At 65.2% G+C, this 22,244-nt stretch carries 21 protein-coding genes and 1 pseudogene; 11 read left to right on the top strand and 11 right to left on the bottom strand.

The features are described 5' to 3' along the window. Positions 1–8 precede the first annotated feature (8 nt). Genes paaE through paaA form a run of 5 tightly spaced genes read right to left on the bottom strand, consistent with a single transcriptional unit; the run spans position 9 to position 3,941 of the window. Entirely contained in the window at positions 9–1,250 is a 1,242-nt protein-coding gene (gene paaE / locus MUN23_RS13885; protein ID WP_248759091.1) for a 1,2-phenylacetyl-CoA epoxidase subunit PaaE, read from the bottom strand. Between the two features lie 9 nt (positions 1,251–1,259). Then, positions 1,260–1,781, bottom strand: a complete 522-nt coding sequence (gene paaD / locus MUN23_RS13880) for a 1,2-phenylacetyl-CoA epoxidase subunit PaaD (RefSeq protein ID WP_248759088.1) — start codon at positions 1,779–1,781, stop codon at positions 1,260–1,262. Next, on the bottom strand, positions 1,778–2,614 hold the full coding sequence (gene paaC / locus MUN23_RS13875; protein ID WP_248764089.1) for a 1,2-phenylacetyl-CoA epoxidase subunit PaaC: 837 nt from the start codon (positions 2,612–2,614) through the stop codon (positions 1,778–1,780). The genes paaD and paaC overlap by 4 nt, the downstream gene beginning before the upstream one ends. Positions 2,615–2,625: 11 nt before the next feature. After that, positions 2,626–2,952, bottom strand: a complete 327-nt coding sequence (gene paaB, locus MUN23_RS13870) for a 1,2-phenylacetyl-CoA epoxidase subunit PaaB (protein ID WP_058931481.1) — start codon at positions 2,950–2,952, stop codon at positions 2,626–2,628. Continuing rightward, the gene (gene paaA, locus MUN23_RS13865) at positions 2,949–3,941 is read right to left on the bottom strand and encodes a 1,2-phenylacetyl-CoA epoxidase subunit PaaA (protein ID WP_248759085.1); all 993 of its coding nucleotides are present in this window, start codon (positions 3,939–3,941) and stop codon (positions 2,949–2,951) included. Before paaA ends, paaB begins: the two co-directional genes overlap by 4 nt. A gap of 167 nt (positions 3,942–4,108) precedes the next feature. Here paaA and MUN23_RS13860 point away from each other — a divergent pair, with 167 nt between their 5' ends. The 6 genes and pseudogenes from MUN23_RS13860 (at position 4,109) to MUN23_RS13830 (ending at position 10,011) form a co-directional block, all read left to right on the top strand. Continuing rightward, positions 4,109–4,435, top strand: coding sequence for a helix-turn-helix transcriptional regulator (locus MUN23_RS13860; RefSeq protein ID WP_248759083.1), 327 nt, complete (start codon positions 4,109–4,111; stop codon positions 4,433–4,435). After that, positions 4,432–5,118 (top strand): annotated as a pseudogene (locus tag MUN23_RS13855) (cation diffusion facilitator family transporter); the annotation flags it as partial. The gene MUN23_RS13860 and the pseudogene MUN23_RS13855, both read left to right, overlap by 4 nt. A gap of 496 nt (positions 5,119–5,614) precedes the next feature. Continuing rightward, complete coding sequence (locus tag MUN23_RS13845; protein WP_248759081.1) at positions 5,615–7,744, top strand: heavy metal translocating P-type ATPase; 2,130 nt, start codon at positions 5,615–5,617, stop codon at positions 7,742–7,744. 80 nt (positions 7,745–7,824) lie between these two features. Then, positions 7,825–8,319 (top strand): hypothetical protein, encoded by a 495-nt coding sequence (locus MUN23_RS13840; RefSeq protein WP_248759079.1) that lies wholly within the window; start codon positions 7,825–7,827, stop codon positions 8,317–8,319. A 133-nt stretch (positions 8,320–8,452) separates the two neighbouring features. After that, complete coding sequence (locus MUN23_RS13835) at positions 8,453–9,055, top strand: DUF305 domain-containing protein (protein WP_248759077.1); 603 nt, start codon at positions 8,453–8,455, stop codon at positions 9,053–9,055. Between the two features lie 80 nt (positions 9,056–9,135). Further along, positions 9,136–10,011 carry a F510_1955 family glycosylhydrolase gene (locus MUN23_RS13830; RefSeq protein ID WP_248759076.1) on the top strand — a complete coding sequence of 292 codons (876 nt, stop codon included), beginning with the start codon at positions 9,136–9,138 and terminating at the stop codon, positions 10,009–10,011. Positions 10,012–10,189: 178 nt separating this feature from the next. Here the strand turns inward: MUN23_RS13830 and MUN23_RS13825 are convergent, their stop codons facing one another. The 3 genes from MUN23_RS13825 to MUN23_RS13815 form a co-directional block, all read right to left on the bottom strand. Next, entirely contained in the window at positions 10,190–12,727 is a 2,538-nt protein-coding gene (locus MUN23_RS13825) for an AMP-binding protein (RefSeq protein ID WP_248759075.1), read from the bottom strand. 288 nt (positions 12,728–13,015) lie between these two features. Further along, the gene (locus MUN23_RS13820) at positions 13,016–13,906 is read right to left on the bottom strand and encodes a nucleotidyl transferase AbiEii/AbiGii toxin family protein (protein WP_248759066.1); all 891 of its coding nucleotides are present in this window, start codon (positions 13,904–13,906) and stop codon (positions 13,016–13,018) included. After that, positions 13,903–14,448, bottom strand: a complete 546-nt coding sequence (locus tag MUN23_RS13815) for a hypothetical protein (protein WP_248759064.1) — start codon at positions 14,446–14,448, stop codon at positions 13,903–13,905. The genes MUN23_RS13820 and MUN23_RS13815 overlap by 4 nt, the downstream gene beginning before the upstream one ends. 224 nt (positions 14,449–14,672) lie before the next feature. On the opposite strand from MUN23_RS13815, the gene MUN23_RS13810 reads away from it, so the two are divergent. From MUN23_RS13810 to MUN23_RS13795, 4 genes are read left to right on the top strand one after another with little or no spacing between them, the layout of a single operon-like run. After that, positions 14,673–15,098, top strand: coding sequence for a helix-turn-helix transcriptional regulator (locus tag MUN23_RS13810; RefSeq protein ID WP_248759062.1), 426 nt, complete (start codon positions 14,673–14,675; stop codon positions 15,096–15,098). A gap of 22 nt (positions 15,099–15,120) precedes the next feature. Further along, positions 15,121–15,534 (top strand): VOC family protein, encoded by a 414-nt coding sequence (locus MUN23_RS13805; RefSeq protein ID WP_248759060.1) that lies wholly within the window; start codon positions 15,121–15,123, stop codon positions 15,532–15,534. A gap of 45 nt (positions 15,535–15,579) precedes the next feature. Continuing rightward, on the top strand, positions 15,580–16,311 hold the full coding sequence (locus MUN23_RS13800) for a helix-turn-helix domain-containing protein (protein ID WP_248759059.1): 732 nt from the start codon (positions 15,580–15,582) through the stop codon (positions 16,309–16,311). Then, entirely contained in the window at positions 16,304–17,155 is an 852-nt protein-coding gene (locus MUN23_RS13795) for a Fic family protein (RefSeq protein WP_248759058.1), read from the top strand. Before MUN23_RS13800 ends, MUN23_RS13795 begins: the two co-directional genes overlap by 8 nt. 552 nt (positions 17,156–17,707) lie before the next feature. On the opposite strand, the gene ppsA is transcribed toward MUN23_RS13795, so the two are convergent. Next, positions 17,708–20,107, bottom strand: a complete 2,400-nt coding sequence (ppsA, locus tag MUN23_RS13790; protein ID WP_248759056.1) for a phosphoenolpyruvate synthase — start codon at positions 20,105–20,107, stop codon at positions 17,708–17,710. A gap of 153 nt (positions 20,108–20,260) precedes the next feature. Next, a complete protein-coding gene (locus MUN23_RS13785) occupies positions 20,261–21,079 on the bottom strand; it encodes a pyruvate, water dikinase regulatory protein (protein ID WP_248759055.1) in 819 nt (272 codons plus the stop codon). 122 nt (positions 21,080–21,201) lie between these two features. On the opposite strand from MUN23_RS13785, the gene MUN23_RS13780 reads away from it, so the two are divergent. Beyond that, positions 21,202–21,402 carry a hypothetical protein gene (locus MUN23_RS13780; RefSeq protein WP_248759054.1) on the top strand — a complete coding sequence of 67 codons (201 nt, stop codon included), beginning with the start codon at positions 21,202–21,204 and terminating at the stop codon, positions 21,400–21,402. 94 nt (positions 21,403–21,496) lie between these two features. Here the strand turns inward: MUN23_RS13780 and MUN23_RS13775 are convergent, their stop codons facing one another. After that, complete coding sequence (locus MUN23_RS13775) at positions 21,497–22,213, bottom strand: FadR/GntR family transcriptional regulator (protein ID WP_248759053.1); 717 nt, start codon at positions 22,211–22,213, stop codon at positions 21,497–21,499. Positions 22,214–22,244 lie beyond the last annotated feature (31 nt).

The raw sequence follows: 22,244 nt of genomic DNA, 5'->3' as shown, positions 1-22,244 counted from the left end.
TGGGTTCCTTAGACGTCGAAGTCGACTGTTACTTCTTTGCTGGTGGGGTGGCTCTGGCAGGTCAGGACGTACCCCTTGTCCAGTTCATCCTGCTCCAGCGCGTAGTTTTCGTCCATGGTCACGGTGCCGGTGACCAGTTTGGCGCGGCACGTGCCGCACACTCCGCCGGCGCAAGCGAACGGCACATCCGCGCGGACCCTCAGGGCCGCGTTCAGGATCGACTCGCGGGCGTGCGTGGGGCTGGCCACGTCGCCCTGCAGGCCGTCCAGCTTGAACGTGATCTTGTAGGTCTCCTGCGATTCGTCCACCACCACCGGACGGCCGGCGTGGCCCTCCGGGCGGTCCGGCTTTCCGCTCGTGAACAGTTCGAACCGCACGTGCTCCGGCTTCACGCCGCGCTCGGCCAGGGTGTCCCGGCACAGCTGCACCAGCTCGAACGGCCCGCACAGGAACCACTCGTCCACATCGTCCGCGTGGATGGCGGTGCCCAGCAGCTGCTGGAGCTTCCCGGCGTCGATCCGTCCGCTGAGCAGCGGCGCGATCCGCTGCTCGCGGGACAGCACGTGGTGGATGGCCAGCCGCTGCGGGTACCTGTCCTTCAGGTCCGCCAGCTCCTCCAGGAACATCACGTCCATGGCGGCCTTGTTGGCGTAGATCAGGTCAAAGCGCGTCTCCGGGTTGGCCGCCAGCAGCGTGCGGGCGATCGCGATCACCGGGGTGATGCCGCTCCCCGCCGCGATGGCCACAAACGTGCCCGCCCCCTGCGAGGCCGCCTCCCCCGCGAGCTCCTCCGGGTGGTTCATGGAGTTCATGACGTTCTGCTCCACGGCCTTGCCGTCCCGGCCGTGTTTGGACACAAACGCGCCCATGGGGCTCATGACGTCCAGGGTGTCCCCCGCCTTCAGCTCCGCGTTGGCCCACGTGGAGAACAGCCCGCCCAGGTCCTGCTTCACGGCCACCCGGATCTCGCTGCTGCCGTCCGGGAAGCTGCGCGGCTCGGCACAGATGGAGTAGCTGCGGCGGATCTCGTGCGGCTCGCCGGTCTCATCCGGCAGCGTGGTGCGCAGGGCCACGTACTGGCCCGGCAGGTAGTCGAACTGGCCGGCGAGCTCCTGGGGGACGCCGAAGGTCACCTCGATGGCGTCCTCGGTCAGCCTTCTTACCTCGGTGACGGTGAGGGTATGGAAGGACGGACGACGGCGGCCGCTGGCTAGCGCCGATTCGGCGGCGGTCTGGCGCACAACAGGCATGGGGATTCCTTACAGGACTTTGAAGTAGTCGAACGGTTCCAGGCAGTCCTTGCAGACGTACAGCGCCTTGCAGGACGTGGAGCCGAAGCGGGTGAGCTCCCTGGTGTTCAGGCTGGAGCACTGCGGGCATTTCACGGCCATCTGCAGGCGGACGGGGCCTGCGTGGCGGGCGGCTGCTGCCATGCCCGACGGCGGGGCGATGCCGTACTCCTTGAGCTTGGACTTGCCTGCGTCCGTCATCCAGTCCGTGGTCCAGGCCGGGGCGAGCACCAGGTCCACCTCTGCTTTGTAGCCTTCCTTGGCGAAGGCTGTCTTCAGGTCGTCGCGGATGGCGTCCATGGCCGGGCAGCCCGAGTACGTGGGCGTGATGGTGACCCGGACTTGTTGGTTCTCTGTCACTTGCACGTCGCGGAGGATCCCCAGGTCCTCGATGGTGAGCACCGGGATCTCGGGATCGCAGACCGTGGCGGCGATCTCCCACGCCTGCTGCTGGTGTGTCTGCTCTTGCGCAGCGATGGCCACGGCGGTCACCAGCTTGCTCCGGGGTACTCGCGCGCCAGCACCTGCATCTCCGCGAGGAGGTAGCCCAGGTGCTCGGAGTGCCGGCCATGCCGCCCACCACCGGGGGCAGCGGGCACGACCGGAACCTCCAGCTCCGCTTCCGCGAGGATCTCCCCGGTCAGGCGGTCAAAGTCCGCTTTCAGGCTGGAAGGCTCGACGGCGGCGCCGGTTTCCGTCAGGCGCGTGGTCAGCTCGTCGTCCTGGAAGAGCTCGGCGACGTAGGGCCACATCTGCTTCAGGCCCTGGATCATCCGTGTGCGGGATTCGTCCGTGCCACCGGCCAGGCGCAGGACCCACTGGGCACTGTGGTCCCGGTGGTAGTCCACTTCCTTCACGGCCTTGGCAGCGATGGCGGCGAGTGTGGCGTCTGTGGATTGCGTGAGCCGGCGGTAGAGCTCGAACTGGTAATAGCTCACCACGAACTGCCGGGCGATGGTGGCCGCGAAGTCGCCGTTGGGCTGCTCAAAGATGGCGGCCGACCGGAACTCGTGCTCGCGCCGGAAGTACGCCAGCTCGTCCTCGGTCTTGTCCCAAGCACCGCCGGCATAGGTGAGGAAGCTACGGGCATGGCCCAGCTGGTCCAGGGCGATGTTGCCCAGGGCCACGTCCTCCTCCAGCTCGGGGCCGCGGGAGATCCAGTGGCCCAGCCGCTGCGCGAGGATCAGGCCGTCGTCCCCCAGGCGCAGCGCGTACTCGGCCACGTCCTCAGTGGGCTTGGCCAGGCCGGTGCGGACCTCTAGGGCGATGTCCTCCGGGCGCAGGGCGTTGCCGGGCGTGATGCGGGTGGCGGATTCCCCGCCCATGGGTGCAGAGTTCACAGGTGCTTCACCCCTTCGCTCTTGGTGTAGTACGTGGCATGCCGGTAGTCCTTGCCCTGCGGGGACTCGAAGAACGAGCCCTTGGAGTCGGGATCGCTGGCGGCGATGGCGTCCGCCGGGACCACCCAGATGGACACACCCTCGTTGCGGCGTGTGTAGAGGTCGCGGGCGTTGCGCAGGGCCATGGCGGCGTCCGGCGCATGCAGGGACCCGGCATGGACGTGCGACAGGCCGCGGCTCGACCGGACAAAGACCTCCCACAGGCCCCAGGCCCTTTCGGTGGTTGAGCCTGTCGAAACCTCCGGGCCTTGTGTCTCGCTCATGCTGCGTATTCCTTTGTCTTCAGTGACTGTTTTGCTGCATACGCCGCTGCTGCTTCGCGGACCCAGGCGCCGTCGTCGTGCGCTTCCCTCCGGCGCTCAAGGCGCTGGGCGTTGCAGGGGCCGCGGCCGGCGAGGACTTCGTGGAACTCGTTCCAGTCCAGCGGGCCGTGCTCCCACTTTTTGGTGTCCTCGTTGAAGCGGATCTCGCTGTCCGGGAGGGTGAGGCCCAGCACGCGGACCTGCTCCACCATCATGCCCACGAAGCGGCTGCGGAGTTCATCGTTGCTGAAGCGCTTGATGTTCCAGGCCATGGACTGGCGGGAGTTGGGCGAATCGTCGTCCGGCGGGCCGAACATCATCAGCGCCGGGGCGTACCAGCGGTTCACGGCGTCCTGGGCCATCTGCTTCTGCTCCGGGGTGCCGTGGGCGAGTTCCAGCAGGATCTCGAAGCCCTGGCGCTGGTGGAACGACTCTTCCTTGCAGACGCGCACCATGGCGCGGCCGTAGGGGCCGTAGGACGCGCGGCACAGCGGCACCTGGTTGCAGATGGCGGCGCCGTCCACCAGCCAGCCGATGGCACCCATGTCCGCCCAGGTCAGGGCCGGGTAGTTGAAGATGCTGGAGTAGCGGGCCTTGCCGGCGATGAGGTCGGCCATCATCTTGTCTCTCGTTTGACCGAGCGTCTCGGCGGCGGAGTACAGGTAGAGCCCGTGGCCGGCCTCGTCCTGGACCTTCGCCATGAGGATGGCCTTGCGCTTCAGGCTCGGGGCGCGGGAAATCCAGTTGGCTTCCGGCTGCATCCCGATGATCTCCGAGTGGGCATGCTGGGAAATCTGGCGCAGGAGGGTCTTGCGGTAGGCGTCCGGCATCCAGTCTTTTGGTTCAATGCGGGAGTCCTCGGCGATCACGCGGTCAAAGTTGGCCTGACCGTCCGCGTCTTGGCGGTCCTTGTCCTGGCTGTCCGCGTTGCGCTGGGCGTTGGCTTCCATGGTTGCTCCTATGCACCTGCCTGGATTGGTTCGATTTATTTACCGACCGTTCGTTCAGGATATGCGCAGGGCGCGGAGGGCGTCAAGGAGGGGCCCAATCAGGCTGGAGCCGATACGGCCGCAATACATAATTGCCTGAATACACGTGCTGATGTACCTTAGCTCTTATGGAAACCCTTACGCATGCCCCAGTGCTGGCCCGGTTCGGCTACGCGGTCTCCGACCCCACCCGGGCGCGGATTCTACTGGCCTTGGCAGATGCGCCCACGTACCCGTCGGACCTGGCCGAATTGCTGGGGGTTTCGCGGCAGAGCATGTCCAATCACTTGACGTGCTTGCGGGGCTGCGGCCTGGTGGTGGCTGTCCCTGATGGCCGGCGGACCCGGTATGAGCTCGCTGACGCCAGGCTGGGCCACGCGATCAGGGATCTGCTCGGTGTGGTGCTGGCTGTGGATCCTGCCTGCTGCGCCCCGGACGGGACATGCCTGACATGACCACCACAGTTCAGCCTGCGTCTATGCCCGCCCGCCGTGCCGTCCTGGGCCGCCGCATCCGGCTGTTCGCGGCCGCGACCATCACCTACAACGTTGTCGAGGCCACCGTCGCGCTCTGGGCGGGCAACGTGGCCCACTCCTCGGCCCTCATCGGCTTCGGCCTTGATTCGGTGATTGAAGTCGCTTCCGCGGTCGCCCTGTCCTGGCAGTTTTCCGCGAAGGACCCGGAACGGCGCGAACACCTAACCCTGCGGATCATCGCGGTTTCGTTCTTCGCCCTGGCACTGTTCGTCGCCTTGGACTCGGTCAGGTCACTGTCCGGAGGCGGCGAGGCACAGCCTTCCACTCCGGGCATCGTGATCGCCGCCCTAAGCCTGGCCATCATGCCCGTCCTGTCCTGGCTTCAACGCCGCGCGGGCCGTGAACTTGGCTCCCGAACCGCCGTCGCAGATTCGAAACAGACTCTGCTGTGCACCTACCTCTCCGCCGTCCTGCTGGTGGGCCTGGTCCTCAACAGCGCCTTGGGATGGTGGTGGGCGGATGCCGGCGCGGCGCTGGTCATCGCAGGGATCGCCGTCCGTGAGGGCATTAGCGCCTGGAAAGGGGACGCCTGTTGTGCCTTCCCACGGGCGGGGGCCCGAGCCGGGGCAGGGCGCGATGGGAAAGCTGATGATTGCTGCGCCGCCCCTGAACGGTGCACCGGCGAGCCGGACAGGGACAACATGAGAATAGAACTACTCCACATCGATGACTGCCCCAACACGGCAAAAGCACTCAAGCAGGTGGAAGCTGCCCTCGTCGCCATGGGGCGTCAGGACATCCCGGTCCATTTGCGGTACATCAGGACTCCGGCAGATACGGCCGGCACCCGATTTGCCGGTTCGCCGACCATCACAGCAGACGGGGCCGACATCTTCCCCAACGGAACGCCGACGAGTGAACTCGCGTGCCGGATCTACCCCACCCCCGGCGGTCTTGCAGGCGCTCCGACCGTCGACCAGGTAGTGGAGGCACTGACCGGCCGTGGCCTGCGATCCGACCTCCCTCGGAGTACCAGCGCGCGATCTCTTGACTGACATACCCCCAGGGGGTATATCTTTGGGTGTTGTCAGTGAAGTGGTATGTCCCCCGGTCAGGCTTCTGCCGGTTGGGGATCGGCGTCTCCTCTAGGGAGGAATCATGGAAGACCATTCGCAGCACCATGGCGGCCATGCCGGCCACACGGGCGAGCCAAACAGCTCCCCGGCCGCTTCCGCCACGTCGGTCGCGGAGCACCAGCACACCGGCCATGAGATCCACGATGACCATGCCGTGCACAGCCACGGCCAGCACGCCGGTCACAGCACCGCGATGTTCAAAAACCGGTTCTGGCTCACCCTGGTCCTGTCCGTCCCCGTCGTGTACTTCAGCCCGATGGTCGGCCACATCCTGGGATACATGGCGCCGATATTCCCCGGCTCCATCTGGATCCCTCCAATCCTGGGCACGGTGATCTTCCTCTACGGCGGCCAGCCGTTCCTCAAAGGCGGCCTGCAGGAGCTGAAGAATCGACAGCCCGGGATGATGCTGCTGATCGCGATGGCCATCACCGTCGCGCTTGCCGCGTCCTGGGTCACCAGCCTGGGTATCGGCGGGTTCGACCTGGACTTCTGGTGGGAACTCGCGCTGCTCGTGGCAATCATGCTGTTGGGCCACTGGATCGAGATGCGGGCCCTCGGGTCAGCGCAGGGCGCACTGGATGCCCTCGCCGCGCTCCTTCCCGACGAGGCCGAACGCATCACCGACGCCGGCACGGAAACTGTTCCGGTCTCTGCGCTCCAAGAAGGCGACACCGTTCTGGTCCGCTCCGGCGCCAGGATGCCCGCCGACGGAACGGTCGTGGACGGTCAGGCCGAGTTTGACGAGTCAATGATCACCGGCGAATCCAAAACCGTTCTCCGCAGTCCCGGGGACACTGTCGTCGCAGGCACCGTCGCGACGGATAACAGCGTCCGGGTCCAGGTCACAGCCGTCGGTGAGAACACCGCGCTGGCCGGTATCCAGCGCCTGGTCGCCGAAGCGCAGGCGTCCTCCTCCAGGGCCCAGGCCCTGGCGGACCGGGCCGCGGCCTTCCTGTTCTACTTCGCCGCCGGCGCCGGCGTCATCACCTTCATCGTCTGGACACTGCTCGGTAGCGTCCCGGAAGCTGTCACCCGCACCGTCACAGTCCTCGTGATCGCCTGCCCGCACGCTCTCGGTCTGGCCATTCCACTGGTCATCGCCATCTCCACCGAACAGGCCGCCCGCGCCGGGGTCCTGATCAAAAACCGGATGGCCCTGGAACGGATGCGCACCATCGACGTCGTCCTGTTCGACAAGACCGGCACCCTGACCACGGGCGAGCCGGACCTGAAGGACGTCGCCACCGTCCAAGGCGTGGACGCCGACTCGTTGCTGGCCCTAGCCGCTGCGGTGGAGTCCGACAGCGAACACCCTGTCGCGCGCGCTATCGTCAGGGCTGCACGGGAACGGAACCTGGCCATCCCGCAGGCCACGGACTTCAGTTCCCTGACGGGCCGCGGCGTCCGCGCAACCGTGGACGGTCGTTCGATTCACGTCGGCGGGCCCGCGCTGTTGCGCGAACTAGGTACCGCCGAACCCGACGCTGTGGCCGCATCCACCCGTTCCTGGATGGGCCGCGGCGCCGCGGTGCTGCATGTCGTCGACGAAGGACGAGTTCTGGGGGCCGTCAGCCTTGAAGACAGCATCCGGGCCGAATCGAGGCAGGCCGTCACCGCGCTGCAAAACCGGGGCGTCAAAGTCGCCATGGTCACCGGTGACGCCCGCCAGGTCGCCCAGGCCGTCGCCGAGGACCTGGGCATCGACGAGGTCTTCGCCGAAGTCCTTCCGGCGGATAAGGACAAGAAAGTCGCCGAACTGCAGGCCCGCGGGATGAAGGTCGCGATGGTCGGCGACGGCGTGAACGACTCCCCCGCCCTGGCCCGCGCCGAGGTGGGAATCGCGATCGGCGCCGGCACCGACGTCGCCATGGAATCGGCCGGGGTGGTCCTGGCCGGGAACGATCCGCGGGCAGTGCTGTCCATGGTGGACCTGTCCCGGGCGAGCTACGCGAAAATGTGGCAGAACCTGATTTGGGCCACCGGTTACAACATCCTGTCGGTGCCGCTGGCCGCCGGCGTCCTGGCGTTTGCCGGGGTGGTGCTCTCGCCCGCGGCCGGGGCCGTGCTCATGTCAGCGTCCACGATCGTGGTGGCCCTGAATGCGCAGTTGCTGCGGAGGGTGAAACTCAATCCCTCCCGCGTACGTTGAACCAGAAGCGCTGACCGGCCGGAAAGGACCCGGACGGTAGCCTTGAAGACGGATCAGACCAGCACGGAAGGAGGAACGCCATGACCGCAGTGCTCCGCGGCCCCGTGACGGCGTTCCTGCTCCGCGCCGGCATCATCACCGCCACGCTGGCCATCCTCGCCGGGATTTTCGGCATGCACGTCATGACCGGCAATCACTCCATGCACTCCCCCGCCGCCGGGCACACACCTGCCCCGGCCGTGAGTGTCGGGGACAGGCACGCCAACCACAAAACCACGGCGCCCCACGCGGAACCGGTTGCCTCAACAACAGCGGCGGCTGCGGGACATCGGGGCTCTGCGGCTGTTGCCGCAGGCCCGGCGTCGTGCACGTGCTCTGCTGACTGCGCCAGCATCCAGGCGATGAGCGCCGCATGCACCCCCTCCGCCCAGACAGGGACACTGGCTGCCCCTGAACCCGCGCAGGGCACCCGCTACATGGATGGCCATGGCGGGCTGCCCGACCCGGTCGGTGCTTCCTACGCCTATCTGCCCGGCGGTCCTTCCCCGGGTGAGCTGTCCATCAGCCGGACGTAGAACTGGGCACACCGCCGTCCCCACGGCACAGCCCCGTCATGAAGCGAGCCCGACCGAGGCTTCCCGGCATCTGCAAGGATGCTCCCCCGCTCACCGGCCCCTTGCGGTCGAGATTTGAAGGACCTGATTTCCCATGAATAAGAAACTATTGACCCTTTCAACAACGGCCATTGCGGCTGCCATTGCCTTGGCCGGGTGCTCATCCGGTTCCGGATCCGGGAGCACGCCCGGAATGAACCACGGCAGCTCCAGCGGCGCGCCGGCACCGTCAGCGGGACACAACTCCGCTGACGTGACGTTCGCCCAGATGATGATCCCCCACCATGCCCAGGCGGTGGAAATGGCAGAAATGATCCTCGCGAAAAAGGACATCCCCGCCCCCGTCACCGCGCTGGCCACCAAAATCAAGGAAGCGCAGGGCCCGGAGATCCGGACCATGACCGGCTGGCTTGATGACTGGAACGAACCAGCAGAAATGGCCGCCGGCCACGCCGGGCACTCCATGGACGGCATGCTGGACGACGCCGCGCTGAAGGAACTCGACGCCGCGCAGGGCACCGAGGCCGCCAAACTGTTCCTGAAGCAGATGATCGCCCACCACGAAGGCGCCATCATGATGGCCAACACTGAAAAGACCGGCGGCAAAGACCCCAAGGCCGTGGACCTGGGCAAGCAAATCGTGTCCGCGCAGGAAACGGAAATCAAGGAAATGAAGGACCTCCTGGCCACGCTCTGACGAGTCGATCACGTTGGCGCCGGCCTGACCGGGCCGGCGCCACATTGTCCCTGATTTCCCTTCACCCTTTGGAGTTAGCCATGTTTTTCCTCTCCCGCACGATCAGACGCGGCGCAGTCCTGGCCGGCGCCGCGGCCACCCTTCTCGCTATTGCCGGCTGCGCACCGGCGACAAACCAGACCGCGCCCCACACGACGGCAGCCGGGAGCCCCCTTCCCAGCACACACGTCCACGGACTCACCGTCAGCGGTGACACCGTCCAGGTACTGCTCGCAACCCACGACGGCCTCTTCGACGTCACCACCAGCCCGGCGACAAAAATCGGTGGCACCAACGACCTGATGGGATTCACCGCCGGCCCCGCCGACGGGGTCTTCTACGCTTCAGGCCACCCGGGGCCCGGCTCAGACCTGCCCAACCCCATGGGCCTGCTCAAATCCTCCGACGGCGGCACTACGTGGGAGCAGCTCTCGCGCCAGGGTGAATCCGACTTCCATGCCATGACCACCACCCAAGCGGGGATCGTGGCCTTCGACGGGACACTGCGGACCAGCGCCGACGGCGAGACCTGGAACACTATCCCCGCTGACTTCGCCCCCGCCGTCCTCGCGGGTCATCCGGACAGCAGAACCCTCCTGGCGACCACGCCCGACGGGGTCCAGCGTTCCACCGACGCCGGCAGCACGTGGGAGCCCGTGAAAGACGGCCCGGTAATTCAGTTCGCCGCGTTCGCGCACCCAGCCGAGGCTGTGGGCGTTGAACCCGACGGTACGGTGCACTACTCTGCCGATGCCGGAGAGACCTGGACAAAAATGGGCAGCATCGACGCCCAGGTCATGGCAATCGCCGCAGTCAAGGGCGCCGACGGCAGACCATGGATCTGGGCCGCTACCGCCGACGGGATCCTTGTCTCCACCGACGGAGGAACGACATTCCGGCCTGCGGACGCGGGATAGCCCCACCTTCCGCCGTTCAGCGCGGACTCAATGTCCGGGAGGGGCAGCCGGCGGGGCGGGCTGCCGGGGCGACTGCCGCCGTCGGACGTTTCTCCCCACTTCCTCCGTCCGGGACACGCAAATGCACGGTGTGTCCCGGGCTTGCGGTGGTCTTTTGGTAGGCAACTGGGCAGCAGAGTCACGATTTCGACAGGCTCAATCTCCAGGTTCTGGCGCGGCCGATGACCGTCGGTGCCAGGCTGCAGAGTGCCCAGTACGCGGAGCCTGCGGCCAGTGAGGCCACGACGGCGAGCGCGGGGCTGAGCTCAACTAGCAGCGGGTAGACCAGCCAATGCACCAGATAGATGTGCAGGGACGCGCTGGCCAGCAGAACGGTGAGGCGCCGGAGCCCGGCCGGGACGGGAATGCTGGGCAGCCACAGGAGCAGGAGTATTCCGGCCAGGACAGTCAGTTCACGGGCGGGGTTGTCGAAGAACCCCGGGATGGTCAAAGCGGCAACGACACTCACGGCGCCTCGCTGAAGGACATGACGGGCCCGGGCAACCGCCCATCCCAGCGCGAAAAGCCAGAATATGGGCGGTGTGTGCGGAACTCCCGGCTCAAAAAGCTCATAGCGGGTGAGCAGCCCGGCGGCGAGCAGCACTAGCGGAAAAAGGAACGGGAAGCGCTTATCGGCACGGCTTACCCAGGGCACGGCGAGCAGGGCCGTCATGCTGACCAACACGTAGACGAGCACCTCGATGAACCAGAAATGCGACCGGGTGGTCACCTCCTCGGGTCCGATAATGGCGTTGAGGAGGACGATATTCGCCAGGCTGTATCTGTCGGTGATCAGGTAGGCGAAGCCGATGAAGGCCATGCTGGGGATGATGACCCTGGCCAGGCTGGCCACTTGCCTCCGCAGCCGCGGCATGCGTTCCCCGGACAGCTGGAACCGGGCGAAGTTAAACCCCGCCACAGCCATGAGCACGTGGGCGGCACCCTGCCAGTGCAGGAATCCAATATGGGTGCTGACAATCAGGAAAATGGAGACCGCCCGCAGCACGATGCTGGTTTCAAGCCGGGCGAAGGGGCGGCGCTTCCGCGGCCGCGGCTGTTCAAGGCGGGCCCCCAGCACTCCCACCGGGGTGATGTGCCAGTCCGGGGGCAAATGCCCCAAAGCCTGCTCAAGCCGAACGGACGCCGCCACATACGAAAGGGAGTCCCCGCCGAGCGAAACGAACGTGTCGTCGTCGGAAATGTCCGTCAGCTCCAGCGTGTCTTCAAAAATGCGCACCACACTGTCCTGCGGCCTGGCTCCGGAGTTCGCGCTGGACGGCGCGTCTTGAACTGTGGGACCGTCCTGTTTGGCGAGCGCCAGGACGGCCGGGTAGTCCAGCTTGCCGGACGCCAGGCGCGGAAGCTCCCGGACGGCATGGACTTCCAGGGCAGCGCGTGGCAGGCCTATGCCCTGGGCGAGGAGCTTGCCCAGCAGTGCTGGGTCGTGTTCACCCTCGACGGCGACGACGAGTCCCTGGTCCGTGCCTGCGCTCGCGGCCTGAATACCAAGGTCGGCAAGGATCCGTTCCACCTGTCCAAGGTCGACGCGGAGGCCGACGATCTTGACGAACCGGCTGCGCCTTCCCACTACCTCGTACAGTCCGTCAGCGTTCTTGCGCGCCAGGTCTCCGGTGCGAAGTTCATCCACCGTCCGCCCGAGGCCGAGGTCCTCCGGCGTCTGGGCGTAACCCAGCATCACGTTGGGCCCGGAATAGACCAGCTCCCCATGCTCCAGTCCAGGGACCGGGTCTATCCGGAAGGCGCCGCCGGGGATGGGAATTCCGATGGCCCCGGGCGCCGTACCCGCCAGCCGCGGAGGGAGGTAGGCCATGCGCGCGGTGGCCTCCGTCTGGCCGTACATCACAAAGAGATCCCAGCCGCTCCTTGCGCCCAGTTCTGCGTAACGCCGGACCAGGTCCGGGCCGAGCCTGCCGCCAGCCTGGGTCACATACCTGAGAGTGGGCAGATCCATGGCGGCGAACCCCACCCGCTCAAGCAACTCGAAGGTGTAGGGAACGGCTGCGAACGATGTGGCACCCCCGCTGCGGAACAGATCCCAGAAGCAGGGGTCCACCACGGACAGATCCGTCAGGACCAGGCTGGCACCACGCAGCAGGTGGCTGTTGATCACTGACAGTCCATAGCAGTAGGACATGGGCAGCGTGGTTATTGCCCGGTCATACTCCGTGATGCCGAGGTATTCCGCGATGGACTCTGCGTTCTCCTGGAGGTTCTCATAGGACAGCCGCACAAGCTTGGGTGAACCGGTGGACCCTGAGGTGCTCAACAGAAGGGCCAGGTCCGGGTGCAGCGTGTGTCCGGTGCCAGGCCGTCGCTCCTCCAGCACTGTCCGGCCGTTCGCGGAACTAAGGATAACGTCCGGGTCATAGGCCGCGACCAGGGACTCTAGGGCGGCAGGCTTGTCCGCGGGCAGGAGGATCAGCGGATGACCGGCGGCCATGGCCGCCAAGTACCCCACCAGGGATTCAACATCGTTACCGGCCGTCAGGGCAACCAGGCGACGTTCGGTACCGAGTCGCCGGCCCACCTCCTTAACACGGTCGGCCAGTTCCCGATACGTCAAGACACCATTGCTGGTGGCAACGGCAGCCCTGTCACCGTTGCTCGCGAGGTTCGAGGCAAACGACAGGCGTTGAAGGTCAAGTTGGGTGCTCATAGCGTGTGGTCCATAGGTGTCTTCGGCGATTTAGGGAAGCCTAACCTTGGAAGAGTACACCGGGCATTGCTGAATTAAGAAAACAAAATGTACCCTATTTCTCCAGCTTCTGGTCTAATGCCCAGGCATGGGGCCGACTAGGACCAGCGTTCGACGTCGGCTCGCATGTGGATAAGCTGATTCCCTTGGTTCGGGCAGACTGAGCATCGCGGGGTACTGCTCACGAACAGGCACTGGGATCCGATCCGCGGCAGTGTTCAGGGCGTACAGCCCCAGATTGACCGGCGCCTAGCAGGCAAACTCCCTGATCCATGCGTTGATTTCAGAGATCGCCTCGTCGAGGGCGACCGCAATGCCAAGATCATGAGCAAGTGCCCCGTAGTCCGTCCCCCAGTCCAGATGCCGTTCAACCTCAACTGGCCAAGAGGCTGCCACAACGCCGACCGCAGCCGCCGTTTTTGCCCGGCTTTCAAATACGTCCTTGCAGGCATCATGCAGGCCGGCCGTACCTCGCACCTGATCAAACACGTTCTGTTTCAGGAGGTGGATGTCCAGCACATCCCGTTCTCGAGTTGCTCGCCCTGGTCCGGTGCAGGCGTGCAGCTTCTGCGCGACCTGATACTCGGGTGCGATGCTGGCAAACTGATCAATAGGTGTTTCGACGCCAAAGGGCTCGAGTCGCGGGGCTGGGACCGAACCGACGACGGTTGCCACGGCGCCCTCGGCGAAAGACACCTCGAGCTTGATCTTGCGCAGCAGCGAGTTCGCAAAGAAGACCTGGATTTCGTACTGGCGAGGGTTTACTGCCGCCAAGTCGACCTGCATCTCGCGGTCACCCGGCTTTACGTTGAATGTAAACAGCCCGAGCGATTCGGCCAGCGATTCGCCTAAGAAGACGTGCAGTTCGTCTGCGGTTTCGGTGTAGAAGGTATCGATATCCTGCGTAGATCTTGAGTGCGGATGCATGGACCATTCCAGATATGCCCCGCCCTTCAACCGGATCATCGGCTGTCCATCTACCCCTTTTCGGCGTTGAAGGGCCGCCACCAATACACTTCCGCACACAGTCCAGGTGGTGATCTGCTCCGGTTCTCCCGTATCCGCGTTGCGAATTCCCGCTTTCAGCGATGTCGCAGTTCGGGAGGGTTTCTTCTTCGGTTCCAGATCTTGGTATTTCATCGCCGCCCTATGTTTTCTAATTCAGTGCGCAGTTTTTGTGCTTGGCTTTCCACCAGAAGTTCCCTGCGCACGGCCGTGTCGACGGCTTGCCGGGCGAGATCAAGGCGCATCCCATTCTCGGCAGCCCGCCTAATAGCCTGCGGGATGCTCGCAATGGGAAGGCCTCGGTGGTAATCAACCTCGACCCGCCCTTTATGAAGACGGAACACCGGCCTGCCTTGGCGGCGGACGCGGACGCCAGGAGCAACGACGACGTGAATGGCTCGCGGATTGACGTCGCACAGGTCCAACATCGCCAAAACAGTTTCCCCGTCCAGCGCAGCTCCCCGCCCAGCCCAGAGCAGGGCCAACCGGAGCTCGGTGGTGTCATCCGTGGGAAGGTCCGGGAACCGGTAGACGCCATGCAACTCGTGCACGAGCCGGCCTTTGTATGCCATTTGAGGTAGCTCCTTTGGGTCCATCCCAACGGCGGCGGCATCATCGGGAACGACAAAGCCGCCCTTGTCCATCGCAATCTCTCGCAGCTCACTGACCATGGTCATGCCAAAAGTATAGCCGATTGGCTATACTTTTGGCAGTTTTTGTTCCAAAGCTTCTGTCGAAAACCCCGGGAGTGTCACGCCAACAGTCCTGGGCGCCGTCTCCGTCCATGGCAAACCGGAGAGCGGGAGAGTTCCCAGAAATTGGTGGAAGCGAGTTCTGCGACGATGGCCCGGGATTTCGACAGGCTCGACCACCGGGAGTGGAGCGCTACTAGACTTGCCTCATGACACCGCAGGAGCTGGCCAACCTGGTCCATTTGCGCCGGGCCCGTGACCTGATCGACCGCGAGTACGCCCGGCCACTGGACGTGCCCACCATGGCCGCCGGCGCACTCATGTCCGCTGCGCACTTCTCCCGCCAGTTCAAGGCTACCTACGGTGAGACGCCCTACAACTACCTCATGACCCGGCGGATCGAACGTGCCATGGCGCTGCTGCGGGCCGGTGTGAGCGTGACCGACGCGTGCATGGAGGTGGGCTCTACGTCGTTGGGTTCGTTCAGCTCGCGGTTCACCGAGATCGTCGGCATAACGCCCAGCGCCTACCGGGCCCGCGAACACCACGCCGTGAAAGCAATGCCGACGTGCATCGCCCGGCAGCACACCCGGCCCGCCCGCAAACCGAGCAGGATTGAAGAAGCCTCTTCATAGCCACTCCCCTAGCGTGGGAGACATGAACATTTCATTGAAGTACGCACACGTCACCGTCAACGATCTCGATGAGTCCCTCGCCTTCTACCGCGACGCCCTTGGTCTGGAAGTCCGGAACGACGTCGGCTCGGACGGACAGCGCTGGGTCACGCTTGGCAGTGCCGCCCAGCCCGACCTTGAGATCGTCCTCTCCCCTCCCCACGCCGGCCGCTCCCAGGCCGACGGGGACGCCATCCAGGAGCTCCTCACCAAGGGCGTTATGCCCATGCTCGTGTTCAACACGGACGATCTCGACGCCACCTTCGAAACCCTCCGGGCGTCAGGCGCCGAGGTGCTCCAGGAACCCATCGTCCAGCCGTGGGGCCCACGCCAAGCTCGACCACCGGAGGACAAGCTCAATCACCGGCGGACCAGCTGTTGCTTATACGCAGCATAGGCGTAGATATTGCATATAAGCAACTTGAATCATAGAATTGCTTATATGCAAAATGTGGTCCAGATTGCGATCCGCGACTCCCGGTTCTCCCGCCGCGAGCTGGCCAGACGAGCCGGCGTGTCAGCCTCCACCGTCACACGGGTTGAGAAGGGCGACATCGACCCGACCCTCGGCATGGCCACGCGAATCCTGGCCGCGGCCGGCCTGCAGCTTCCGTCCCGGCCTGAGCCGCTCTGCGATGTACGCGCGCTTCATGCTGCCCGCACGATCCTTGAAGACGGCACCTCCTATCCGGCTGCGGACGCGGTAATGATCGAGACACTCATGCGCTGGGCCAGCACTGACGGAACCCCTCGCCCCAGGTCACTCGCCAGAGAGGCAGGTGCGGCCGCTCCCCCGCCCCTCCGCCCCGGCGCCGTAGAGATCACCAGTGACTGGAATTTCCTGCGCATCTGCTCGGCCGTGGCCGCCACGAGAAAGGGTTGGGCCGCCAGCGGCGCACCGGCCGCGGCACGGATAGGGGCAGAAGGGACGCCCGGGCCCATCATCCTTTACGTCGAGAATCCTGCCAGGGTCGCGTCCATCATCAACCGCCCCGGTTCGGCCGCGGTGGAGGTTCTCCTGCTCCCCCTCGACGGCGCCAGCGAAGGCGGCGCGTGGAACGACGAAGGGATCGTCTGGGCAGACCCGATCCAAATCATCCTCGACTGCTACGGGATGCCGGCCACGTATGACCTTGCCGAGGAACTCACGAAAGACTGGGCGCACCATGACTGAGCAGGCACGATGGGGCGTCGGCACCAACCAGTACAAGAAGCGACCGCCACGTCCACGCGCCCAGCAGCCGTCCCCTGGCCTGCTCAAGTCGGCAGGGAAGGACCAGGTGGATGAGCTTGGCTTTTCCTGGGACTCATCTGGCATACCCTGGGACGAAATGCCCGGTATGGAGGTGCCACGCGCTCTCACCCGCTTCGAGGCGCAGTTGGCTGGCCATGTGTGGGACGCTGCCGCCCTGGAAGGCAACCCCTACACCCTCCCGGAAGTCCAAACACTCCTGGAAGGTGTCACAGTCGGCGGACACCGGCTCGACGATGAGAAACAGGTCCTGGCCTTGGCCGAGTCCACGCGTACGTTCCGCGACCTTGTTCGGGACGGGACCTTCGAACTTTCCAAGCCTTTGTCAGACCGCCTTCACGGAATAGTGGCACCCCATGAGGCCGTAGAGGCAGGGCACTTCCGTGGCGAGGGGTCCGTGCGGGGTGGCGGAACGGTCAACCTGGGTGAAGCCGGCACTTTCAAAGCCACCGGCTGCGAAGATGGCGGGGAGGAGCTGCGGGCCGAATACACCCGCGGACTGGCGTTCCTTTCCGGGGTGAAGAATCCGATAGAACGGGCTGCCGCCTACTTCTGCTTCGGGACCCGGCACCAGTTCTATTTCGACGGCAACAAGCGCACCTCACGGCTGATGATGAATGGTGTCCTGCTGAGCTCCGGGCACGACGCGATCTCCATTCCGTTTAGCCGCCGACTTGAGTTCAATCAGAGCCTGGTGACGCTCTACGCGGACGCGGACGCAACGTCGCTCATGGAGTTCATCCTCGACTGCCGGCCTGAAGGCTAGCCGACGGTGGTCCAGCTTGTCGGGACCCGGGGATTTCGACGCGCAAATTCGTTCTCGACGCGGACGTTCCTCTACACAGTCCGTATTCCGCGTGCGCCAGGGTAGCTGTGCGTCGGAAACGAACAAGCGCCTCGCCAGGACTTCTCCACATAGCGACACTCACCCCTCCCGGCGAGGGCGCGCAGCTGGCATCTTCGTTACATGACCGACCTTCCACCGCTTCTCTTGGCCCCGGAATTCCCACCATCGGACTGAACCACCCGGTCCAGGCCCTCACCATGAAGAACGACGGCGGCCGGTCACGTGCTGGAGTCCGCCGCACCTTTGAAAGCAGGCCAAGGTTGTTGGCGAATTCGATGGCGAGGAGAAACACCTCAAACCCGAGTACCGTCGTACGCGTTATGCGGTTTTCGACGCGCAAACCCGAGCGTGACCCGCAGATTCCCTGGCGCCACCGGTATTTAGGTAGCGACACGGAACCTGCGTAGCGACAAGGAATCTGCGTAGCGCCAGGACGACGTCGGCACCCAAGCCGGGTGCCGACGTCGTGCGTTAGCCGATTTCGACAGGCTCAATCACCGGGGTGCCGGCGAGCCGGAGCCAGGTGTCCACCACGGTGTCGGGGTTCAGGGAGACGGAATCGATGCCCTCCCCGACCAGCCACTCGGCGAAGTCGGCGTGGTCGCTGGGACCCTGGCCGCAGATGCCGACATACTTGCCGCGCGCCTTGCAGGCCTTGATGGCCATGCTCAGGAGCTTCTTGACGGCAGGATCGCGCTCATCGAAGCCGCCCGAGACAATCGCGGAATCCCTGTCCAGGCCCAGGGCCAGCTGGGTCATGTCATTGGAGCCGATGGAGAAGCCGTCGAAGTAGTCCAGGAATTCGTCCGCGAGCAGCGCGTTGGACGGAATCTCGCACATCATGATCACCTCGAGGCCGTTCTCGCCACGGACCAGGCCGTTCTCCGCCAGCAGATCGATGACGCCGCGGGCCTCGTCCAGGGTCCGCACGAACGGGATCATCAGCTTGACGTTGGTCAGCCCCATCTCGTTGCGGACGAAGGACAGCGCCTCGCACTCGAGGTCGAAGCAGTCCCGGAAGGACGGCTCCAGGTACCGGGAGGCGCCGCGGAAGCCGAGCATCGGGTTCTCTTCGTGCGGCTCGTAGGCCGGTCCGCCGATGAGGTTGGCGTACTCGTTGGACTTGAAGTCGGACATGCGCACAATCACCGGCTCCGGCGCGAAGGCCGCCGCGATGGTGGACACCCCTTCGGCCAGGCGCTTGATGTAGTAGTCGCGCGGGCTGCTGTACGCGGCGATCCGTTCGCGGATTTCCGCGGCCACTTCCGCCGGCTGGCTGTCCAGGTTCAGGAGCGCCTTGGGGTGGATGCCGATCTGGCGGTTGATGATGAATTCCAGCCGGGCCAGGCCCACACCGTGGTTGGGCAGCTGCGCGAAGGTGAACGCCTGCTCCGGGGTTCCGACGTTCATCATGACCTTGACCGGGGCCTCCGGCAGCTCGGTGATGGCGGTTTCCTCGACACTGAAGTCCAGGAGCCCTTCGTAGATGGTCCCGGTCTCACCGTCGGCGCAGGAGACGGTCACCTCGAGGCCGTCGGCAAGGGAATCCGTAGCACTTCCGGTGCCGACGACGGCGGGGATCCCCAGTTCGCGGGCGATGATGGCCGCGTGGCACGTGCGTCCGCCGCGGTTGGTGACGATGGCGGAGGCGCGCTTCATGATCGGTTCCCAGTCCGGGTCGGTCATGTCCGCGACGAGGACGTCGCCCGTCTTGAAGGCGGCCATCTGGTCGATCGAGGTGAGGATGCGGACGCTGCCGGCACCGATGCGCTGGCCGATGGCACGGCCTTCGGCCAGCACCCGGCCGGTTCCGTTGAGGCGGAAACGGCTCAGGCTACCGGCGGCCCGGCGGGACTGCACCGTCTCCGGGCGTGCCTGCAGGATGTACAGGCCGCCGTCGGTCCCGTCCTTGCCCCATTCGATGTCCATGGGACGGCCGTAGTGGTTCTCGATGGCGACGGCGTGCCGGGCGAGCTGTTCGACGTCGGCGTCGCTGAGGCTGAAGCGGCTCCGCAAGGAGGCCTCCACCGGCACAAAGTCGATGGTCCGGCCGATCTCCTGGCTGTTGGTGTAGGTCATCTGGAGGGCCTTTTCGCCCAGTCCGCGCTTGAGGATGGCGGGGCGGCCGGCCTGCAGCGCGGGCTTGTAGACGTAGAACTCATCGGGGTTCACGGCGCCCTGGACCACGGCCTCGCCCAGGCCGTAGGAGGACGTGACGAACACGGCGTCCTGGAACCCGGACTCGGTATCCATGGTGAACATGACTCCGGAAGCCCCGACGTCGGAGCGCACCATCCGCTGGATGCCCGCCGAGAGTGCCACCTCGGCGTGTTCAAACTTGTGGTGCACGCGGTAGGCGATGGCCCGGTCGTTGTAGAGGGACGCGAACACGTCCTTGATGGCGATCAGGATGTTCTCGATGCCGCGGACGTTCAGGAAGGTCTCCTGCTGCCCGGCGAAGGAGGCATCCGGGAGGTCCTCCGCCGTGGCGCTGGAACGGACGGCCCAGGAGAGGTCCTCGGAGCCCGCGTGCTTGTCCACCAGCTGCTGGTAGGCGTTCCGGATCTGCGCCTCGAAGTCCGGCAGGAAGGGCGTCTCGCGCATCAGTGCCCGGATCTCCTTGCCCGCTGCTGCCAGGGCCGTCACGTCATCGGTGTCCAAGCCCACCAGCCGGTCCGCGATCTTCTGGTCCAGGCCCGAGTCAGCCAGGAAGCTGCGGTAGGCGTCCGCCGTCGTGGCAAAGCCGTCCGGGACCTGGACGCCGGCTGAGGTGAGGTTCTGCACCATCTCGCCGAGGGAGGCGTTCTTGCCGCCTACCCGGTCCAGGTCCTTGAGTCCGAGTTCTGAGAACCACAGGATGTCAGTTGTCATATTTGCTGCTCCTTTGCAGGGATGATGGCATGCCGGGGCGCTGCCCGCTCGCGGCTGTGGCCGGTTGGTGGGCGCGGATCCTGTCTACAGTGACAGGTCCACAGCACTCATACCAACATGATGTGCGCCACACCGGGCTTGTGAAATTTTTCCCTAATGTTTGAGGTTCATCCGCTGCAGGATGGTGGCGGCCATTTCCTCCACGGACACGGTGGCCGAATTCAAGTACGGGATCCGGTGGGAGACGTACAACTGCTCGGCGCTGCGCAGCTCGAAGCCGCACTGCCGCAGCGACGCGTACGGTGAGCCGCGGCGCCGCTCGGTGCGGATCTGGCTCAGCCGCAGGGGGTTGGAGGACAGCCCGAAACACTTCTCAACAAAAGGCCGCAGCGGCTTGGGCAGCCCTTCCCGTTGGAAATCCTCGTCCACCAGCGGGAAGTTCGCGGCGAAGATGCCGTGCTGCAGCGCCAGGTACATGGTGGTGGGCGTTTTTCCGCAGCGGGACGGTGCCACCAGGATGACCTGGGCCTTTTCCAGCGCCCGCAGGCTCTGGCCGTCGTCGTGTTCCATGGCGTACTCGACGGCGGCCATCCGGGATTGATACCGCTCCGCGTTGCCGAGGCCGTGGGCCCTGCCGGGTTCCGCGCTGGCTTGGGAGCCGAGGGCTTCCTCCAGCTGTCCCACATGCGTCCCGATCAGATCCACGATGATCCCCTGGCACGTTGCAATGGCCTGTCTGATGTCGCTGCTGACGGCCGTGGAAAAGACGATGGGCCGCGGGCCGGTGGCGACCAGTTTGTCGATGGTGCCCACCACGGTCCTGGCCTGTTCGGCGGTGGTAATGAACGGGATCGTAATGCGGTCAAAGTTGTTCGCGGGGAACTGCGTCAACAAGGTGTTGCCGAGCGTTTCCGCGGTGATGCCGGTGCTGTCCGAAAGGAAGTAGACAGGCCGAATCTCGTCATTGGTCATGAAGGCATTCCACCATCCGGTGGTTGAGCTTGTCGAAACCCGGGCTTTTACCCGGCAGAAACACTGCGGCAACCTGGCCGGGGCATGCTGGGCAGACGGGGACAACCAGCAGGGGGCACAGCATGATCACTGACAAGGTGCAGACGGTAAGAATCCAACCCGGCGACCACATCGAGGCGTGGCACAACGGCAAGCTCTTCCACAAAGGCCGGGTGACCGACGTCGTACATTCCCTGGAACTGATCTGGATCCGGGACGCGCGGACCGGCACGCGGAAGCTGCTGGATCCTGACGCCCTGGAGATCATCCGGGTGCGGGACTAGCGTGGCGCCTGGTGGGCCGCCCGGCTGCGGCGGCCCGCCAGGACAGACAAGAGCCGCGAGAGCTGGGCAGCACGTTGGCACCTTTGGAGTGACGTCATGCCTGTGCGGGCCGTATTTCCGCCGGGCCCGGCTCGGCAACCGGCGCGATGAGCTCCTGGATGCCACCGATATGATCGCGCATGGCCTGCTCTGCGGCCGGGCCGTTCCCTGCCTTGAGCGACTCGACGATGGCCCAGTGTCCCGAGAGCGAGGCGGACTTACGGCTGGCGCCCTGGAATCCGAGCCGGCGTGAAGAGCGAGCCCAGTCGCTCACGATGCGAATGAGCATGGACAGCAGCGGGTTGCGCGCGATGTCAGCCACCATGACATGGAATTCGACGTCGAGCTCGAGCAGCTTTGCGGAGCTCGTCTCCTGCTCTGCGGTGCGCAGAATGGCTTCAAGCTTCCGCAGGTCCGACGGCGTCGCCTTGGCCGCCGCGAGCGCCGTGACTCCGGGTTCGATGGAGCAGCGCATCTCCATGATCTGGTTGAAGTCCTCCTGCGCCGCACTGAATACCGAGGAGAGCTCCTCCGCCTGTTTGGGGGTCGAGGATTCGAGCACGATGGTCCCTCGGCCCGGGCGGCGACTCACGAGACCGCGAAGCTCCAGCTCCAGCAGCGCCTCGCGTAGCGTCGTCCGTGAGACTCCCAGTGTCTCGGCCAGGACGCGCTCGGCCGGAATCTTCTCGCCGCGCGGGAGCTCGCCGCGGACGATCATGAGTTCCAGCTCGGCAGCGAGATTGCCGCCCATGGAAACCCAGCCATGACTCACTCCGGACCAGTCGACCACCGTGCACCTCGTA

It is taken from the genome of Pseudarthrobacter sp. SSS035 (genome assembly GCF_023273875.1).
In the GTDB taxonomy this organism is placed as follows: Bacteria; Actinomycetota; Actinomycetes; order Actinomycetales; family Micrococcaceae; genus Arthrobacter.
The sequence above is the reverse complement of the archived record's forward strand: the minus strand, read 5'-3'. Positions and strand labels throughout refer to the sequence as shown.

Coding starts and splice junctions, on each gene's coding strand:
- MUN23_RS13860 (WP_248759083.1), top strand. CDS start 4,109: ATGGAAACCCTTACGCATGCCCCAGTGCTGGCCCGGTTCGGCTACGCG.
- MUN23_RS13810 (WP_248759062.1), top strand. CDS start 14,673: ATGACACCGCAGGAGCTGGCCAACCTGGTCCATTTGCGCCGGGCCCGT.
- MUN23_RS13845 (WP_248759081.1), top strand. CDS start 5,615: ATGGAAGACCATTCGCAGCACCATGGCGGCCATGCCGGCCACACGGGC.
- MUN23_RS13805 (WP_248759060.1), top strand. CDS start 15,121: ATGAACATTTCATTGAAGTACGCACACGTCACCGTCAACGATCTCGAT.
- ppsA (WP_248759056.1), bottom strand. CDS start 20,107: ATGACAACTGACATCCTGTGGTTCTCAGAACTCGGACTCAAGGACCTG.
- MUN23_RS13800 (WP_248759059.1), top strand. CDS start 15,580: ATGCAAAATGTGGTCCAGATTGCGATCCGCGACTCCCGGTTCTCCCGC.
- MUN23_RS13820 (WP_248759066.1), bottom strand. CDS start 13,906: ATGAAATACCAAGATCTGGAACCGAAGAAGAAACCCTCCCGAACTGCG.
- MUN23_RS13825 (WP_248759075.1), bottom strand. CDS start 12,727: ATGAGCACCCAACTTGACCTTCAACGCCTGTCGTTTGCCTCGAACCTC.
- MUN23_RS13840 (WP_248759079.1), top strand. CDS start 7,825: ATGACCGCAGTGCTCCGCGGCCCCGTGACGGCGTTCCTGCTCCGCGCC.
- paaA (WP_248759085.1), bottom strand. CDS start 3,941: ATGGAAGCCAACGCCCAGCGCAACGCGGACAGCCAGGACAAGGACCGC.
- MUN23_RS13795 (WP_248759058.1), top strand. CDS start 16,304: ATGACTGAGCAGGCACGATGGGGCGTCGGCACCAACCAGTACAAGAAG.
- MUN23_RS13815 (WP_248759064.1), bottom strand. CDS start 14,448: ATGACCATGGTCAGTGAGCTGCGAGAGATTGCGATGGACAAGGGCGGC.
- paaE (WP_248759091.1), bottom strand. CDS start 1,250: ATGCCTGTTGTGCGCCAGACCGCCGCCGAATCGGCGCTAGCCAGCGGC.
- MUN23_RS13785 (WP_248759055.1), bottom strand. CDS start 21,079: ATGACCAATGACGAGATTCGGCCTGTCTACTTCCTTTCGGACAGCACC.
- MUN23_RS13835 (WP_248759077.1), top strand. CDS start 8,453: ATGAATAAGAAACTATTGACCCTTTCAACAACGGCCATTGCGGCTGCC.
- paaC (WP_248764089.1), bottom strand. CDS start 2,614: ATGGGCGGGGAATCCGCCACCCGCATCACGCCCGGCAACGCCCTGCGC.
- paaB (WP_058931481.1), bottom strand. CDS start 2,952: ATGAGCGAGACACAAGGCCCGGAGGTTTCGACAGGCTCAACCACCGAA.
- MUN23_RS13830 (WP_248759076.1), top strand. CDS start 9,136: ATGTTTTTCCTCTCCCGCACGATCAGACGCGGCGCAGTCCTGGCCGGC.
- MUN23_RS13780 (WP_248759054.1), top strand. CDS start 21,202: ATGATCACTGACAAGGTGCAGACGGTAAGAATCCAACCCGGCGACCAC.